The 14,166-nt window shown below is 69.5% G+C and carries 17 protein-coding genes and 1 tRNA gene; 8 read left to right on the top strand and 10 right to left on the bottom strand.

What is annotated here, in order from left to right:
• Window positions 1-258 (top strand): excalibur calcium-binding domain-containing protein (locus ACAM49_RS10880; RefSeq protein ID WP_369635335.1); only part of this gene is annotated, 258 nt, incomplete at its 5' end.
• 129 nt (window positions 259-387) lie between these two features.
• Here ACAM49_RS10880 and ACAM49_RS10875 read toward each other — a convergent pair.
• The 4 genes from ACAM49_RS10875 to ACAM49_RS10860 all read right to left on the bottom strand — a co-directional run bounded on the left by ACAM49_RS10875 (window position 388) and on the right by ACAM49_RS10860 (window position 2,465).
• Window positions 388-473, bottom strand: a tRNA-OTHER gene (locus ACAM49_RS10875).
• 75 nt (window positions 474-548) lie between these two features.
• Window positions 549-1,283: a MerR family transcriptional regulator gene (locus ACAM49_RS10870; protein WP_369635334.1), complete on the bottom strand. Its 735-nt coding sequence runs from the start codon at window positions 1,281-1,283 to the stop codon at window positions 549-551.
• A gap of 41 nt (window positions 1,284-1,324) precedes the next feature.
• On the bottom strand, window positions 1,325-1,795 hold the full coding sequence (locus tag ACAM49_RS10865; RefSeq protein WP_369635333.1) for a VOC family protein: 471 nt from the start codon (window positions 1,793-1,795) through the stop codon (window positions 1,325-1,327).
• 34 nt (window positions 1,796-1,829) lie between these two features.
• A complete protein-coding gene (locus ACAM49_RS10860) occupies window positions 1,830-2,465 on the bottom strand; it encodes a TetR/AcrR family transcriptional regulator (protein ID WP_369635332.1) in 636 nt (211 codons plus the stop codon).
• A 169-nt stretch (window positions 2,466-2,634) separates the two neighbouring features.
• On the opposite strand from ACAM49_RS10860, the gene ACAM49_RS10855 reads away from it, so the two are divergent.
• From ACAM49_RS10855 to ACAM49_RS10835, 5 genes are all read left to right on the top strand, one after another.
• Window positions 2,635-4,032: a lipase family protein gene (locus tag ACAM49_RS10855; protein WP_369635331.1), complete on the top strand. Its 1,398-nt coding sequence runs from the start codon at window positions 2,635-2,637 to the stop codon at window positions 4,030-4,032.
• Between the two features lie 19 nt (window positions 4,033-4,051).
• Window positions 4,052-4,828 (top strand): META domain-containing protein, encoded by a 777-nt coding sequence (locus ACAM49_RS10850; RefSeq protein WP_369635330.1) that lies wholly within the window; start codon window positions 4,052-4,054, stop codon window positions 4,826-4,828.
• 80 nt (window positions 4,829-4,908) lie between these two features.
• Window positions 4,909-5,463 (top strand): exonuclease domain-containing protein, encoded by a 555-nt coding sequence (locus ACAM49_RS10845; RefSeq protein WP_369635329.1) that lies wholly within the window; start codon window positions 4,909-4,911, stop codon window positions 5,461-5,463.
• A gap of 265 nt (window positions 5,464-5,728) precedes the next feature.
• Window positions 5,729-8,020, top strand: a complete 2,292-nt coding sequence (locus tag ACAM49_RS10840; protein ID WP_369635328.1) for a thiamine pyrophosphate-dependent enzyme — start codon at window positions 5,729-5,731, stop codon at window positions 8,018-8,020.
• Window positions 8,021-8,355: 335 nt separating this feature from the next.
• Window positions 8,356-9,300, top strand: a complete 945-nt coding sequence (locus ACAM49_RS10835) for a M56 family metallopeptidase (protein ID WP_369635327.1) — start codon at window positions 8,356-8,358, stop codon at window positions 9,298-9,300.
• Here ACAM49_RS10835 and ACAM49_RS10830 read toward each other — a convergent pair.
• Entirely contained in the window at window positions 9,297-9,671 is a 375-nt protein-coding gene (locus ACAM49_RS10830) for a BlaI/MecI/CopY family transcriptional regulator (protein WP_040809529.1), read from the bottom strand. The genes ACAM49_RS10835 and ACAM49_RS10830 overlap by 4 nt on opposite strands.
• A gap of 51 nt (window positions 9,672-9,722) precedes the next feature.
• Complete coding sequence (locus ACAM49_RS10825; protein WP_369635326.1) at window positions 9,723-10,115, bottom strand: ACT domain-containing protein; 393 nt, start codon at window positions 10,113-10,115, stop codon at window positions 9,723-9,725.
• Window positions 10,116-10,200: 85 nt separating this feature from the next.
• Between ACAM49_RS10825 and ACAM49_RS10820 the strand changes: the two genes are divergently transcribed.
• Together ACAM49_RS10820 and ACAM49_RS10815 are read left to right on the top strand one after the other, a co-directional pair.
• The gene (locus ACAM49_RS10820; protein WP_369635325.1) at window positions 10,201-10,608 is read left to right on the top strand and encodes a TIGR02452 family protein; all 408 of its coding nucleotides are present in this window, start codon (window positions 10,201-10,203) and stop codon (window positions 10,606-10,608) included.
• Entirely contained in the window at window positions 10,595-10,759 is a 165-nt protein-coding gene (locus ACAM49_RS10815) for a hypothetical protein (RefSeq protein WP_369635324.1), read from the top strand. Before ACAM49_RS10820 ends, ACAM49_RS10815 begins: the two co-directional genes overlap by 14 nt.
• Before the next feature lie 128 nt (window positions 10,760-10,887).
• Here the strand turns inward: ACAM49_RS10815 and ACAM49_RS10810 are convergent, their stop codons facing one another.
• The 4 genes from ACAM49_RS10810 to ACAM49_RS10795 all read right to left on the bottom strand — a co-directional run bounded on the left by ACAM49_RS10810 (window position 10,888) and on the right by ACAM49_RS10795 (window position 14,150).
• The gene (locus tag ACAM49_RS10810; protein WP_040809430.1) at window positions 10,888-11,544 is read right to left on the bottom strand and encodes a response regulator transcription factor; all 657 of its coding nucleotides are present in this window, start codon (window positions 11,542-11,544) and stop codon (window positions 10,888-10,890) included.
• Complete coding sequence (locus ACAM49_RS10805; RefSeq protein ID WP_369635323.1) at window positions 11,511-12,626, bottom strand: sensor histidine kinase; 1,116 nt, start codon at window positions 12,624-12,626, stop codon at window positions 11,511-11,513. The genes ACAM49_RS10810 and ACAM49_RS10805 overlap by 34 nt, the downstream gene beginning before the upstream one ends.
• A 5-nt stretch (window positions 12,627-12,631) precedes the next feature.
• Window positions 12,632-13,117, bottom strand: a complete 486-nt coding sequence (locus ACAM49_RS10800) for a hypothetical protein (protein WP_369635322.1) — start codon at window positions 13,115-13,117, stop codon at window positions 12,632-12,634.
• 259 nt (window positions 13,118-13,376) lie between these two features.
• Window positions 13,377-14,150, bottom strand: a complete 774-nt coding sequence (locus ACAM49_RS10795) for an enoyl-CoA hydratase-related protein (protein ID WP_369635321.1) — start codon at window positions 14,148-14,150, stop codon at window positions 13,377-13,379.
• Window positions 14,151-14,166: the final 16 nt, after the last annotated feature.

Below are 14,166 nucleotides of genomic sequence, written 5' to 3'. Positions count from 1 at the left end.
ACCTCCGCACCCCAGCCGATCCAGCCCCTGGTTCCGGCACCAGCCGCCGCTCCCCCGACGACCACCGCCGTGGCCGCGCCCCCACCGGCCCCGCAGGCACCGACTCCGGAACCTCCCACAACGAAGGCCGCGCCTTCCGTCTACTACAAGAGTTGCGCGGATGCCAAGCGCGCCGGTGCCGCACCCCTCCACCGCGGAGACCCCGGCTACCGCGCCGAACTGGATCGCGACGGTGACGGAATCGCCTGCGAGAAATGACGTCTCACCGCCACCGGAATGAAGCCGGCGGGAGGCATTGTCCGGCTGGATGGAATCGAACCACCTGTGCCCGAGGGCGGGAGGGTTACAGCCTCCGTGCACGCCATGTGCGCAACCGGTTGGTGGCGGCGGAAAGCTGAGGAGTCGAACCCCCGGGACACGATGCCCGCCACCGGTTTTCAAGACCGGGTGGCCTCCACTGGCCGGAACCTTCCACTGTCGCTGCCCTGATTGTGGCTGCGATACGACAAGATTCGCAGTGGCCCGCGGGCGCCGCAACTGAATTTCGCTCAGAGAGAGCGGCGGACGCATTCCTCGAGGGTCTCACGGACGAAGACGGCGCAGGCTGGAGTGCCGTAGGCGGCGGCGTAGGCGGGGTCTTCGGCGTACTGGCGGGCCAGGGCGAGGACCATGGCGATGGAGTTTTCGCGGTCGCCGTCGGCTAGCGGGGTGCCGGGGATGGCGGTCAGCCAGGCTATGTGGCGGGCGGCTTGGGATTGGGCGGGAGGCGAGTCGGGGGTGTGGCCGGATTTCCAGGTGGTGATCCAGGTGGCGATGAGGGTGTCGAGGTCGCGTTTCCAGTCGCGTTGCTCCGCAAGGGATTTGGAGTGCCACCAGTCGTTCGCGGCGGTGTAGGCGCGTTCGCCCCAGCGGGCGATCACCTCTTCGCGGTAGGGGTCGTTGAAGCCCTCGAGCATCATTTGCAATGAGCCTTCGGCGGCGGCGGGGGCGTCGAGGGTTTGGCGTAGGGCGGCGATGCGTTCGTCCAGGCGGGCTCGTTCGGCCTCCAGCAATGCGAGATGCGCGCCGAGGGCCTTGTCCTGGTCGCGTTCTCGGTCGAGGACTTCGGCGATGACGGGCAGGGACAGGCCCAGGTCGCGCAGGAGCAGGATGCGTTGGAGGCGGGCTACGGAGTCGGTGTCGTAGTAGCGGTAGCCGTTGTGGCCTACCCGGGAGGGTGGGAGTAGACCGATCTCGTCGTAGTGGCGCAATGTGCGGCTGGTGACACCGGCCCTGTCGGCCAACTGTTGAATCGTCCACTCCACGAAGCCCTCCCGGGGTGTTGTCAGTTCTTGCCGACCCAATCGCCCTCGAAGGTCTTGGCCCATTCCTTGGCCTGGTCGATCTCGGCCATGCGGGGAGCGGTGAGGATGATGCGGTTGCCGTCGGCGTCGTCGATGGTGAGATCGGTGGTGTACCAGGCGGTGTCGGCGGGGCCTTCGACCCGGGCGCCCGGGAAAGCGTTGGCGCGCAGGGTTTCCGCGAGGGTGATCAGGTCGGCGCCGCCGGCGGAGAAGCTGACGGTGGTGCTGCCCGGGCGCGCGACGCCGGGGACCAGCAGCAGGTCCTGGTACTTCATCCGGCGCAGGTGCACCAGCGCCGGGGTGCCGTCGGGGCCGGGAATCGTGGCCAGGGCGATGAATCCGACGCTCTCGTAGAAGGCGGTCGCGGCCGCGATGTCGGCCACCGCGAAGTTGGCGAACATGGGCATGGGGTAGATGGTGCGGTCGATGGCCGGTGCGGTGTTCTCGCTCATGGCCGCGACGCTATGGGTTGACGTAGCGGCAAGGTCAACCCTGCGGGCCGGGGGTCGCGGCGCGGGCGGAGTAAACCGCCAGCATGTCCTCCACCAGCCGCAGCACCGACACGTCCAGATCGGGGCGCTGGAACACCCCGCGCACCACGGCCTCACCGGAGAACACGTGCAGCAGCATGAAGAACAGCGGTTCGCGCACCTCGGCCGGGAAGTCCGAGAGCAGCCCGGTGCGCTCGAGGGTTGCCACGATCTCGCGGTAGTAGTTCTCGGCGATGGGCGCGATGCGCTCGCGTAGCTCGGTGTCGCTGCGCGCGGCCAGGAAGATCTCGCGCAGCGCGTGGGTGAGATTGGACTGCTGGGCCTGACGCAGGTAACGCAGCGCGACGTCGAGCGGATTGTCCTTCGCCCCAAGGTGTTCCATGGTGACCGCGTAGCCGATGAGCTGGCGGGCGAACACCTCCTCGGCGGTGCGCACGATCAGATCCAGCCGGGTGTCGAACTGGCGGAACATGGCCCCGGCCGACAATCCGGCCCGCCCGCAGATCTCCTGCACCGTGGTGCGCTGATAGCCGACCTCCCCGATGGCGGCGATGGTGGCATCGACCAGCTTGGCCACGGTGGCAGCCCGGCGCTCCTGTTGCGTGCGCCGCGGGCGGGAAACTTCGCTCACGAGCGACCATCCTGCCCGCTACCGGGCCCACAGCAAACATCCGGCCCAACGTGACCGTTGACACATTCCATGACCGCACCCTATTGTCTGAGACGCAACTTAGAAAACATACGCTCTCTAACTTTGAGGGTGGGGGTTCGGCCGCCGCAGCGGCACGGAGGAGTTCGATATGACAGCGGGAACCAGAGCGATCGCCCAGGCGTGTGTGGCCGTGGCGGCGGGCTTGACGGTCGCGGTGTGCCCGGCGGTAACCGCCGCGGCCGACCCGGTCCCGGTAGCGCCCGCACTGCCGTTCCCCACCCCGCCCGCCCCGCCGTATCTGGATCCCGGCTTCTATCAACCGGATCCGGCGCGGGTCGCCGCGGCCCGGCCCGGCGAGATCCTCGCGGCCCGGCAGGTGAATCTGGCAAACCTGTGGCTGCTGCCCCTCAACGCGAACGCCTGGCAACTGTCCTACCGCAGCACCAATACCCGCGGCGAACCGATCGCGGCGGTGGCGACGCTGGTGGTACCGCATCGCGCCGCGCCCACCGGGCAGCGCGGGCTGGTGTCGTTCCAGATGGCCGAGGATTCCCTCTCGGTCAACTGCGCGCCCTCCTACGCATTGCAGATGGGATCGCTGCCCAATCCGCTCAACCCGGTGATGGAAGCCGAATTCGTCGAGGTCCAGGCCATGTTGCAGCTCGGGCACGCGGTGGTGATCCCCGATCACGAGGGCCCCAATGCCGCCTATGCGGTCGGACCGCTGGGCGGGCGCATCACTCTCGACGGGATCCGTGCCGCGGAGGCCTTCGATCCGGCCGGGCTGCCCGGCGCCGACACCCGCGTCACCATGTGGGGCTATTCCGGCGGTGCGATCCCGACCGCGCACGCCGCCGAACTCCAGCCCACCTATGCCCCGGAACTGAATCTGGTCGGGTCGGCCGCCGGCGGTCTGATGGCCGATATCCGCACCGCCATCGACTACAACAACGGCACCTCCGGCTTCGGCGGCGCGGTGCTGGGCGGGCTGTTCGGGGTGGCCCGGGAATACCCGCAGGTGAACCGGTTCATCGACGAGCACATGAACCCGCTGGGCAAGGCGGCGCGGCTGGTGCACGAAAACCAGTGCGTGGCATTGCAGTTCGCGGCGTTCCCGTTCGTGAACATCAAGGGCCTGTTCGACTACCCGGGCGATCCCATGCGCGCCCCGGAGGTGCAGCCGGTGCTCGACGAGCTCAGCCTCGGCCACCGCGGCACCCCGACCGCACCGCTCTACATCTACGAGGGCACCTTCGACGAGGTGATGCCGCTCAACGCGGTCAACAACACCTACGACATCTACTGCCAGGATCCCGGTGCGCGCGTGCAGTACACGCGGGACCTGTTCAGCGAGCACGGCATCGCCGCGGTCTCCAACACCGCGAGCGCGGTGATGTGGCTCAACGACCGCCTCAACGGTGTCCCCGCCCCGGCGGGCTGCCACAACCGCGACGTGTATTCGGGCATTCTCGATCCCGGTGCGATCGGCACCTTCGTCAACGCGATCGGCCAGACCCTCGCGTCGGCGCTGGGGATGCCGGTGTAGTCGCCGTACGATCGGCACCATGCCAGCAACTCGTGTGTGGGTTCTGCTCGCGCTCTCCGTGGCCGCCGCCGGATGCTCGTCCAACAGCGGCGGCTCGGAGACTCCGCCGACCTCGTTGATGGGGCACGCGTATGTGTCCACGGAGGTCTCGGGCACGCCGATCCCGGGCGGCGGCCCGCTGACGCTGACCTTCGCCGAGGGCCGGGTCACCGCCACGGCGGGCTGCAATACCGCCTCCGGACCGGTTGACCTGCAAGGCAATACGCTCCAGGTCGGTGAGATGGCCACCACGCTGATGGCCTGCCCGGGCGAGGTGGCCGGTGCCGACGGCTGGCAGGACGGGCTGCTGCGCTCCCAGCCGACCTGGACCCTCGTGGGTGACACCCTCACGCTCAAGGGCAACGGTTCCACCGTCACCCTGCGCGACCGCAAGGCCCTGCACCCGGACAAACCGCTCACCGGCACCACGTGGATCGTCACCGCGCTGCTGCGCACAGACGCGGTCGTGCACTCCGCCACCCTCGACGAGGTCCGACCCGCCCTGACCATCTCCCCCGACGGCAAGCTCTCCGGCAGCGCGGGCTGCAACACTATGACCGGCACCGCGCAGGTCGACGGCGACGAGGTCACCTTCCAGGTCGCCACCACCCGCATGATGTGCGACCCGCAGGTCATGGAGGTCGAACAGCAGGTGCTGCAGGCCCTGGACGGAAAGACCGAGGCCACCATCGATTCCGACGAGCTGACCCTGCGCAACACCGCCAACAACACCGGATTGAAGCTGCGCGCCGAGTGAACCCCCGCGCGCCGACCCACCCGTCGCGCGCCCGAAAATCGTTGTCGCGCGGGCGGGTCCGGGCGCTAGCGTCGCAGCGCATGAACACCAGATACCTCAACGTGGTGGATGTGGAGGCCACCTGCTGGGAGGGCCCGAATCCGCCCGGCCAGCCCAACGAGATCATCGAGATCGGGCTGTGCGTGCTCGATACCCACACCCGCGAGCGGGTGAGCAAGCACAGCATCCTGGTGCGCCCGGAGCATTCGACGGTCAGCGAGTTCTGCACCCGGCTGACGACTTTGACCCCCGAGCAGGTCGCCACCGGCCTCACCTTCGCCGAGGCGTGCGCGATGCTGCGCACCGAATTCCACGCCGATTCCCGCCCCTGGGCCAGCTGGGGCGATTACGACCGCAAACAGTTCCTCGCCCAATGCGAGGGCACCGGCGTGCGCTACCCCTTCGGCTCCCGCCACACCAACGCCAAACTCCCCTTCTCCACCGCCCGCGACACCAAGCGCCGCTACGGCATGGCCGGCGCCCTGCGCCTGGCCGGACTCCCCCTGGAAGGCACCCACCACCGCGGCGGCGACGACGCCTGGAATATCGCCGCGCTCATCGCCGACATGCTCGCCAAGGACGCCTGGACCGGCTGACCACCACGACGGGCGTAAGCCTTGCCGTCCCCCCGTCTCCGGAGTCGAAGAGTCACAGCGGGTTCGACCGCCGCGCCGGTCCCGGCCACCGCGCTGGTGCCGGGGCCGTCCAGGTCCCGGTCGCCGCCGCGACGCATCCGGACTTGATCGAAAACGTTGCCGTGTCGGATGGTTTCGGGTCAGGCTGGGTGGACTGGCCGAGGGATCGGATGTTGCCGCGGGAAGTGTGGATCGACCTTTACGCTGAGCCCGACGTACGCGACATATGCGACATATGGGAGGCGTCATCAACGACCGGGAAGCTGACCTGGATCAGTGGTTTCGCGCGGAGGTGGCCGCGACGACGCCGGGTCCGGCTCGCGCACAGCAGGAACCGATGGACGCCACCGGCCTCACCGGGGCCCGATGCCTGGAATTGTTCGACGCCCAGGCCGCCTCGCGGCACCTGGACCTGGCGGCGCGCCGACTGACCCGGGAAGGGCACGGGTTCTACAGCATCGGGTCGTCGGGACACGAGGGCAATGTCGCGGTGGCGGCGGCGCTGCGGGTCACCGATCCCGCGCTGCTGCACTATCGATCCGGGGCGTTCTTCGTGCACCGGGCCCGCCAGGTGCCGGGACTGGACCCCATCCACGATGTGATGCTCGGCGTCGCCGCGGCGGCCGCCGACCCGATTTCCGGTGGGCGGCACAAGGTTTTCGGCTCCAAACCCGCCCACGTGATCCCGCAGACCTCCACCATCGCCTCGCATCTGCCGCGCGCGGTCGGGCTGGCCTTCGCCCTCGAACGCGCCGCGCACCTGAAGCTGCGCTGCGAATGGCCCGGGGATTCGGTGGTGGTGTGCAGCTTCGGCGACGCCTCGGCCAATCATTCGACCGCCGCCGGGGCGATCAATACCGCCATCCACACCGCGCACCAGAACGTGCCGGTGCCGATCCTGTTCGTCTGCGAGGACAACGGCATCGGCATCAGCGTCCCCACCCCGCGCACCTGGATCGAACAGGCCTACGGGCACCGGCCGGGACTGGCCTACTTCGATGCCGACGGCAGCGACCTGCCCGCCGCCCTCGCCCAGGCCACCGCCGCGGCCGAATACGTGCGCGCGCACCGCAAACCGGCGTTCCTGCGCCTGCGCACCGTGCGGTTGCTCGGCCACGCGGGCTCCGATGTCGAATCGGCCTACCGCCGCCCCGCCGAGATCGCCGCCGACCTGCGCCGCGACCCGGTCACCGCCACCGCCCGCCTGCTCGTCGCCGCGGGCGTGGTCACCGCCGCCGAGATCGTCCAACGCTATGAGGACATCGCCGAACAGGTCGCCAAGGCCGCCGAAAGCGCCTGGAACGAACCGAAACTGACCTCCGCCGCCGCGGTCATCGCGCCCCTGGCGCCTGCCCGCCCCACCGTGGTGCGCACCGACGCGCTGCGCTCGGTACCCGACGGCGACCGGAACGGGAACGGCAGAACGAACGGCTCCGCGACTTCCGTTGCCGGGCCGCCGTCTTCGGAATCCGCCGAGCCGCCCGCATCGACAGGCGAGCCCCTGACCCTGGCGCAGGCGGTCAATCAGACGCTGGCGCAATTGCTCACCCGAGATCCGGACGTGCTGGTCTTCGGCGAGGACGTCGGCCGCAAGGGCGGGGTGTACGGCGTCACCAAGGGGTTGCAGCAGAGCTTCGGGGTGCGGCGGGTTTTCGACACCCTGCTCGACGAGCAGAGCGTGCTGGGCACCGCGCTCGGGGCGGCACTGGCCGGATTCGTGCCGATTCCGGAGATCCAGTACCTGGCCTACGTGCACAATGCCGAGGATCAGTTGCGCGGGGAGGCGGCGACGCTGTCGTTCTTCTCCGGCGGCCGCTACCGCAATCCGGTGGTGGTGCGCATCGCGGGGCTGGCCTATCAGAAGGGCTTCGGCGGACACTTCCACAACGACAATTCGATTGCGGCGCTGCGCGATATCCCCGGCGTCGTGATCGCCACGCCCTCCCGCGCCGACGACGCGGCGGCCATGCTGCGCACCTGCGTCTCCGCCGCCCGGGTGGACGGGCGGGTGTGCGTGTTCCTCGAACCGATCGCGCTCTATCACACCCGCGACCTGTACCGGGCCGGTGACGGCGCGTGGCTGGCCCCGATTTCCGGTGTGCGCCACGCCGATATCGGCAGCGCCCGCGTGCACGGATCCGGCGCGCATCTGACCATCGTCAGCTTCGCCAACGGCGTCCCCATGAGCCTGCGGGTGGCCCGGCGGCTGGCCGCCGACGGCATCCACGCCCGCGTGCTGGATCTGCGCTGGCTGTCCCCGCTGCCGGTGGAGGATCTCCTCGACAATGCCCGCGCCACCGGCCGGGTCCTCATCGCCGACGAAACCCGCCGCAGCGGAGGCGTTTCCGAGGCGGTCTGCACCGCACTGCTCGACGCCGGATTCGACGGCCGCCTGGCGCGGGTCACCAGCGCCGACAGCTTCGTGCCGCTCGGCCCGGCCGCCTCGACGGTCCTACTGGACGAGGCGGCGATCGAATCCGCGGCCCGGGCCCTGCTGGCCGCCCCCGCGCCCCGGTGACGGCGGGCGGGGCCGGGCGCAGCTCGCGGCAGACACCCGGCCCCCACCCGCCCTCGACGCCGGTCCGGTCGGCGCCCCGGTGCCGTTGAGGGGACGGCACCCGGCTTATCTACGTATCAACTACGTAGATACGTAATACCCGAGTTCCGCCCAGGAGCGCAAGCGCGCTCGACGAATTCACAGCCTTCACCCCCGAATTCACAGCCCCACCCCGCGACCGGGTGGCGACCACCACACCGCCACGTCCACGACGGTAAGCCTGCCCTCAGTTTTGCCCTCTACACTCGAGCCCACTTCACGGGAGGAACTCGAATGCGAGCAGCGCGGGTGCGGCCATGAGCGTCGCCGTCTGCCTGATGCTCTACGGTTTCGCGGTCACCGTCCTGGCACCGCGACTGCTGACCGGATTCAGCGGCGAAGCAACCACCCCGCGCCTGGCCATCGCCGCCTGGCTCGCCGCCATGGCCACCACCGTGCTGGCCTGGACCACCACCCTGGCGATCATCCTCGTCGACCTTGCCACGCACCGCATTTCACTGTTCCCGGTGCGCTTCATGGACACCTGCCTGCTGCACCTGCACGACGCCGCCGTCGGCGACTACGGCAGCCCGCTGCAGGCCGCCCTGCTCGCACTGTCCGGACTCGCCACGCTCGCGGCCGTTCTCGTGACCGTCCGCCTCGGCACCACCCTGCTGCGCTCGCGCCGCCGCACCCTCGAACACGCGCGCCTGGCCCGTCTGGCCGGCCGCCACCGCCCCGATCTCGACGCCGTCGTGCTCGAGGTCGACCATCCGGCCGCCTACGCCGTTGCGGGCAAACCACATACGGTCGTGGTCAGCCGCGGCGTGCTCACCGCCCTGGAAGACCATCACCTCGACGCGGTGCTCTCCCACGAGCGCGCCCACCTCGACGGTCGCCACCATCTACTGCTCACCCTCACCCGGGGCCTGGCGACCGTGCTGCCGCGCATCGACCTGTTCACCGTCGGCGCCCGCGAGGTCGCGCGCCTGCTCGAGATGCTCGCCGACGATGCCGCCGCCGCGATCCACGGCCGCGCCACAGTTCTCCAAGCACTGCTGACCCTGGCGACACTGCCCACCCCGCCCGCCACCGCCGAGGCCGCGCTGCTGCCGCGCATTCGCCGACTGTCCGCCCCCGCGAATCCGCCACGCCTGCCCACCAAGGTGGCCGCGACCGCCGCGGCCCTCACCGCCGTCGCAATCCCGCTGGCCGCCGTCGTCGTGGCGGTCATCGGCATCGAGGTCTGTACGACCGGCTAACGCAGCTTGGAACGCGCGATCTTGCGCAGGGCCGCGCGCAGGCCCTCGGACTCCTCGGCGCTCATCTGCTCCACGAAATGGGCCAGCACCAGATCGGAGCGGCCGCCGCTGCCCAGCGCCTCGCGCATGAGCCGGGCGCTGTACTCCTCCCGCGAGAGCGTGGGCCAATAGCGATACGCCTTGCCCACCCGTTCGCGTTCCAGCCAGCCCTTGCGGTGCAGGTTGTCCATGGTCGACATCACCGTGGTGTACGCGATGTCGCGCTCGGCGGCCAGCTCGTCGTACAACTCCCGGACCGTCGTCTTCTCGGAGCGGTCCCAGACGCGTTCGATGACAACCGCTTCCAGATCTCCGAAGCCTCGAACACTCACGTCCGCCGCCTCCTCACGCACATACGCTCTACGTACGTAGACAGTATTACCCTACTCCGCGACGCGGTGACCCGCGTCCCGTAATGCCGAAACCGCCTCCTCCAGCCGGTGCGCGGGCACCAGCACCAGGTCGGCGTGAAAGGTCGACGCGACGAAGACCGGCACCGACGACTCCGCCAGCGGACCGACCAATGCCGCCAGCGTGCCCGGCGTATCCAGCCCGCCCGCCTCGCCGTAGAAGCCCTTCCAGATCTCACCCTCGGCCCAGGCCGGTGCCTCGCGAATCACGGTCAAACCCTCCGGCGCGCGCACCAGGGCGATCCACTCGTCGTCCTCCGGGAAGGTCGAATTCGGCAAATGGTCAACCGCGAACTGCGAGGGGACAATCCGCAAACGCTGGGAGCCGGTCATGGCGACATCGTAGGCGGCGAGGCCATCGCGCACGAGATCACACAACCCCGAACTTGAATTAGTCGCTCTCACTAAAAATGGGATGCCGAGCCGCCGTCGGATCCGTAGGGTCGGCCCAATGAGTACCAGCCCCAAGGGAATCGCCGTCGAGAACGAGCAGATCGCCGACCTCGGCCACTACCGCACCGACGACGGCGCCACCGTCGACATCAGCGCCGCCCTCGCCGCCGCGCGCGCCGGAACCCGCTCCTACACACCCGAGGACGACGTGACCGCCGGACCGCGCGGACCCTTCACCGGCACCCTCGAGATCACCGCCGAAGGCAGCATGCAGGCCGCCCGGCGACTGCACGAGGAGGGCGGAAAGGCCATCGCCGTGCTGAATTTCGCCTCCGCCCGCAATCCCGGCGGCAGCTACCTCGGCGGCGCCCGCGCCCAGGAGGAAGACCTGTGCCGCAGCGCCCCGCTCTACCGCTGCCTGCTCGAAGCCCCCGATTACTATGGGGTGCGGTGTGTTCCGCAATGATCCGGCCGAAGTCGCCGAGGCCTTCGAACTCGCGCTGCACAACCACGGCGTGGCCTTCGACAAAGTGGTCTTCGCAATCTGGGATCGCTCCCCCATCTCCGCCAATCGCGCCGCCTTCGAAGCCCGCTTCGGCCAGCCCTCGTTCTCCTAGCGTCTGTTGCAGACGGAACCCTGCGCTGGGTTTCGCGGCAGCGGGCCGGAACTGCAATCCATGTTCAGATTGCAATATCTACAGACTCAGATAGCCAATCAGGCATCTCACTCGCCCACTCTGGCCGCTCAGCGGGCCAGCCCGGTGCGATGCGCGTAGGCGATGGCCTGGCCGCGGTCGCGCACGCCGAGCTTGGCGAACAGGGAATTGATATGCGTCTTCACGGTGCTCACCCCCACGAACAACTCCTTCGCGATCTCGGAGTTGTTGTGTCCCTGCGCCATCAACCGCAGCACGTCGCGCTCGCGATCGGTGAGGTCGACCGGCGGTTCGGGCGGGGTGTCGAGGGCGGAGAGCACACGTCGGCCCACCTCGGCCGCCAGAGTGGTGTGTCCGCTGGCGACCGATCGAATGGCCGCGGCGATCTCGGCTCGACCCGCGTCCTTGGTGAGATAGCCGCGCGCGCCGGCGCGCAACGCCCCCGCGATGGACGCGTCATCGGCGTAGGTGGTGAGCACCAGCACGGCGGTCTCGGGGTGCCCGGCGGTGATGGCGGCGGTGGCGGCCACGCCGTCGATACCGGGCATACGCAGATCCATCAGCACCACACGGGGTTTCACGCGACGCACCAACTCGACAGCCTCCGCACCATCGCGGGCCTCCCCCACCACCCGCATGTCTGGTAGCAGCGACAACACCGTCGTGAGTCCATCGCGGACCGTGGTTTGGTCGTCGGCGACGACGACCGTGATCACCTCCGCGGCAGCAGGATTCGCACCGTCCATCGACCATCCTCCTTCCCGGCGGCCAGGGTGCCGCCTGCCGCCTCGATGCGTTCGCGCATACCCAGTAGACCCGCGCCGGAGCCGGAGCCGCCCAGGAGTGTTCGAGGTGCGCCGACGGGATTCGAGATCACCACCTCGATGGCATCGCCGCTGTCCCGGATGGCGAGCGTAACCTGTTGCCCTGGAGCATGTTTGCGCGCATTGGTGAGTGCTTCCTGAACGGCGCGGGTGAGCGCCACGGCGGCCTGCTCGTCGGCGAGCTCGACCGCGGTATCCACGCGTTCGGCCAATTCCCCTCCGGTGCTGCGGTGTTCGTCGATCACCCGGCGCAGTTCCGCGGCGGCGTCGAGCCGATCCGATCGCAGTGCCCCCACCACTTGGCGAGCATCCGCCAACCCGGACACCGCCAGCGCATGCGACGCCTTCACCCGCTCCGCGGCCCGCTCCACGTTCCCGGCCTCCAGCAACGCGTCCGCCGCGTCCAACTGCAGCACCAGTCCGCCGAGAGTGTGCGCGAGGACATCGTGGATATCACGGGCGATCCGGCCGCGTTCGGCGAGCGCGGCCGCCCGGTCACGTTCGACGCGGATAATCCGATTCTGTTCCACCAGCAGCCGATTGCGCTCGGCGACCGTGCGGGCCTGGCGGCGACTCCAGCCACCCAGGGCGATCACGACCGCGCCGACCAGCAGCCCGAGCATTCTGCCCGGCTGGCCATCGATCAGCACCGAGACGCACATCAGCACGGCGGTCTCCACCGCGATCAGCCAGCCGAACCAGCGGGGCTCGCCCAGCAGGCTCACCGCCACGAAGATCGTCGCGAACGCCGTGATGGCCGATCCGGCCGCCTGGCCGACGGTCAATCCGCCGCCGACCGCCATGGCGCTCACGCAGATTCGCTCCAGCCGCGACCCCAGCGGCGCGGCCACCCAACCGGCCCAGCCCAGCCACGACAACACCGCCAGCGCCAACGCCCAGGGCCGGTGCAACAGCTCCGCGTTCACCGACGACGACACCACGGCGACGAGCCCCACCAGGCGAAGCAGCCTGGACAGGGTCGAGGAGGGGTCGAAGATCGACATCGCTCTCAGTGTGCCGCAACCGCATGGACCTGCTCGGCACGCCGGGCCAGTACCACTGCGCGTCCGGCCCGATTCAGCGCCACCGTGAGCAGAATGGCCCCGACCGAGGTGACCGCCGCCGCCCCGGCGAGGTGCGCGACCACATCCACACCGATCCGCATCGCCATAAGCACCAGCCATAGCAGCGTCCCGGCCATGCCGGTCCGCGCCTCCAATCCCTGTGCACCCGAGCGGACCTGCGACAGCAGGCCCATCACCAGTCCGATCCCGCCCGCCAGCAGCGCCGACACCGTCAGCAGCGCCACCGCGGTCACGCCGAGCCCACCGCTCACCACCGACTTCATCTGCAGGAATCCGACCAGCCCGAGAATGATCGGCCCCCGCCACAACCGACTCTGATCCAGCGACTGCCACCGCGTCTGCCGATGCATGATCCAACCGACCACGATCACCGCGACCAGACCCGAGACCACCGCGTTCTGCAAATTCATGCCTCTACGGTCGCGCCCCAGGCCGCTACGACCCACCACCCGCGGGTGGAGACGGGGTGGAAAACCCGTCCGTGCGGCCGTCCGTCCGGACGCCGCCGACCGGCAACATGTCGCCACGACGACGCGAGAGCGCCACCGATCCAGCCTGCGCGAGGGCGGGCATTGAGCGCCGCCACCTCGTCTCGACGGTATTGCGCCGATCAGCGTTTCCCGGCGCGAATCAGTGGCGCGGCACCTCGGCGGGTATCACAGGGCGAAACTAATCCGGCCAGACGGGGTGGCGCTTCTCCAGGAAGGCGGCCATTCCCTCGCGGGCGCCGGGTAATTGGGAGGCGGCGGCCATGACTTCGCGGGCGAGGGTGTAGGCGTCGGCTTCGGGGCGGTCGAGTTGGGCGTAGAGGGTGCGTTTACCGAGGGCCTTGGAGGCGCGGCTGCCGCGGGTGGCGCGGGTGAGGAGGTCGGTGACGGCGGTGTCGAGGTCGGCGTCGGGGACGGCGTAGTTGATCAGGCCCCAGTCGACTGCCGTCTTCGCGTCGATGACGTCGCCGGTGAGGGCGAGTTCCATGAGGCGTTTGCGACCGATGGAGCGGGCGACGGGGACGGCCGGGGTGTGGCAGAACCAGCCGCCCTTGCCGCCGGGGAGGGCGAAGCCCGCGGATTCGGCGGCCACGGCCAGGTCGCAGGAGGCGACCAGTTGGCAGCCCGCGGCGGTGGCCAGGCCGTGGACGCGGGCGATCACCACCTGCGGCAGTTCTTCGAGGGTGGTCATCACCTGCTGGCACAGGGTGAGCAGGTCGCGCACGCCGAGCAGGTCGCGGCTCGCCACATCGGCGAAATCGTGGCCCGCGCTGAACACCGGTCCGGCGGCGGCCAATACGAGCCCGGTCGCATCGGTGTCGCCGGCGGCGCGGAAGGCGGCCAGCAGTTCGGTGAGGTGGTCGGCGGACAGCGCGTTGCGGCGGTCGGGCCGGTTCATGGTGACGGTGAGGGTGTCGCCGTCGCGCTTCACGAGCAGGTGCCGGTACTCCGTCATGGGTCCACGGTAATCC

Origin of the sequence: Nocardia sp. JMUB6875 (assembly GCF_041154655.1) — a bacterium.
Classification (GTDB): Bacteria; Actinomycetota; Actinomycetes; order Mycobacteriales; family Mycobacteriaceae; genus Nocardia.
Note: the sequence above shows the minus strand (reverse complement) of the source record. Positions and strands in the feature narration are given on the sequence as shown.

What these genes read in the sequence shown, in the direction of transcription:
- ACAM49_RS10865 (WP_369635333.1), bottom strand. Translation starts at nt 1,795, where the DNA reads ATGAGCGAGAACACCGCACCGGCCATCGACCGCACCATCTACCCCATG.
- ACAM49_RS10800 (WP_369635322.1), bottom strand. Translation starts at nt 13,117, where the DNA reads ATGAATTTGCAGAACGCGGTGGTCTCGGGTCTGGTCGCGGTGATCGTG.
- ACAM49_RS10835 (WP_369635327.1), top strand. Translation starts at nt 8,356, where the DNA reads ATGAGCGTCGCCGTCTGCCTGATGCTCTACGGTTTCGCGGTCACCGTC.
- ACAM49_RS10855 (WP_369635331.1), top strand. Translation starts at nt 2,635, where the DNA reads ATGACAGCGGGAACCAGAGCGATCGCCCAGGCGTGTGTGGCCGTGGCG.
- ACAM49_RS10820 (WP_369635325.1), top strand. Translation starts at nt 10,201, where the DNA reads ATGAGTACCAGCCCCAAGGGAATCGCCGTCGAGAACGAGCAGATCGCC.
- ACAM49_RS10795 (WP_369635321.1), bottom strand. Translation starts at nt 14,150, where the DNA reads ATGACGGAGTACCGGCACCTGCTCGTGAAGCGCGACGGCGACACCCTC.
- ACAM49_RS10850 (WP_369635330.1), top strand. Translation starts at nt 4,052, where the DNA reads ATGCCAGCAACTCGTGTGTGGGTTCTGCTCGCGCTCTCCGTGGCCGCC.
- ACAM49_RS10840 (WP_369635328.1), top strand. Translation starts at nt 5,729, where the DNA reads ATGCGACATATGGGAGGCGTCATCAACGACCGGGAAGCTGACCTGGAT.
- ACAM49_RS10810 (WP_040809430.1), bottom strand. Translation starts at nt 11,544, where the DNA reads ATGGACGGTGCGAATCCTGCTGCCGCGGAGGTGATCACGGTCGTCGTC.
- ACAM49_RS10845 (WP_369635329.1), top strand. Translation starts at nt 4,909, where the DNA reads ATGAACACCAGATACCTCAACGTGGTGGATGTGGAGGCCACCTGCTGG.
- ACAM49_RS10805 (WP_369635323.1), bottom strand. Translation starts at nt 12,626, where the DNA reads ATGTCGATCTTCGACCCCTCCTCGACCCTGTCCAGGCTGCTTCGCCTG.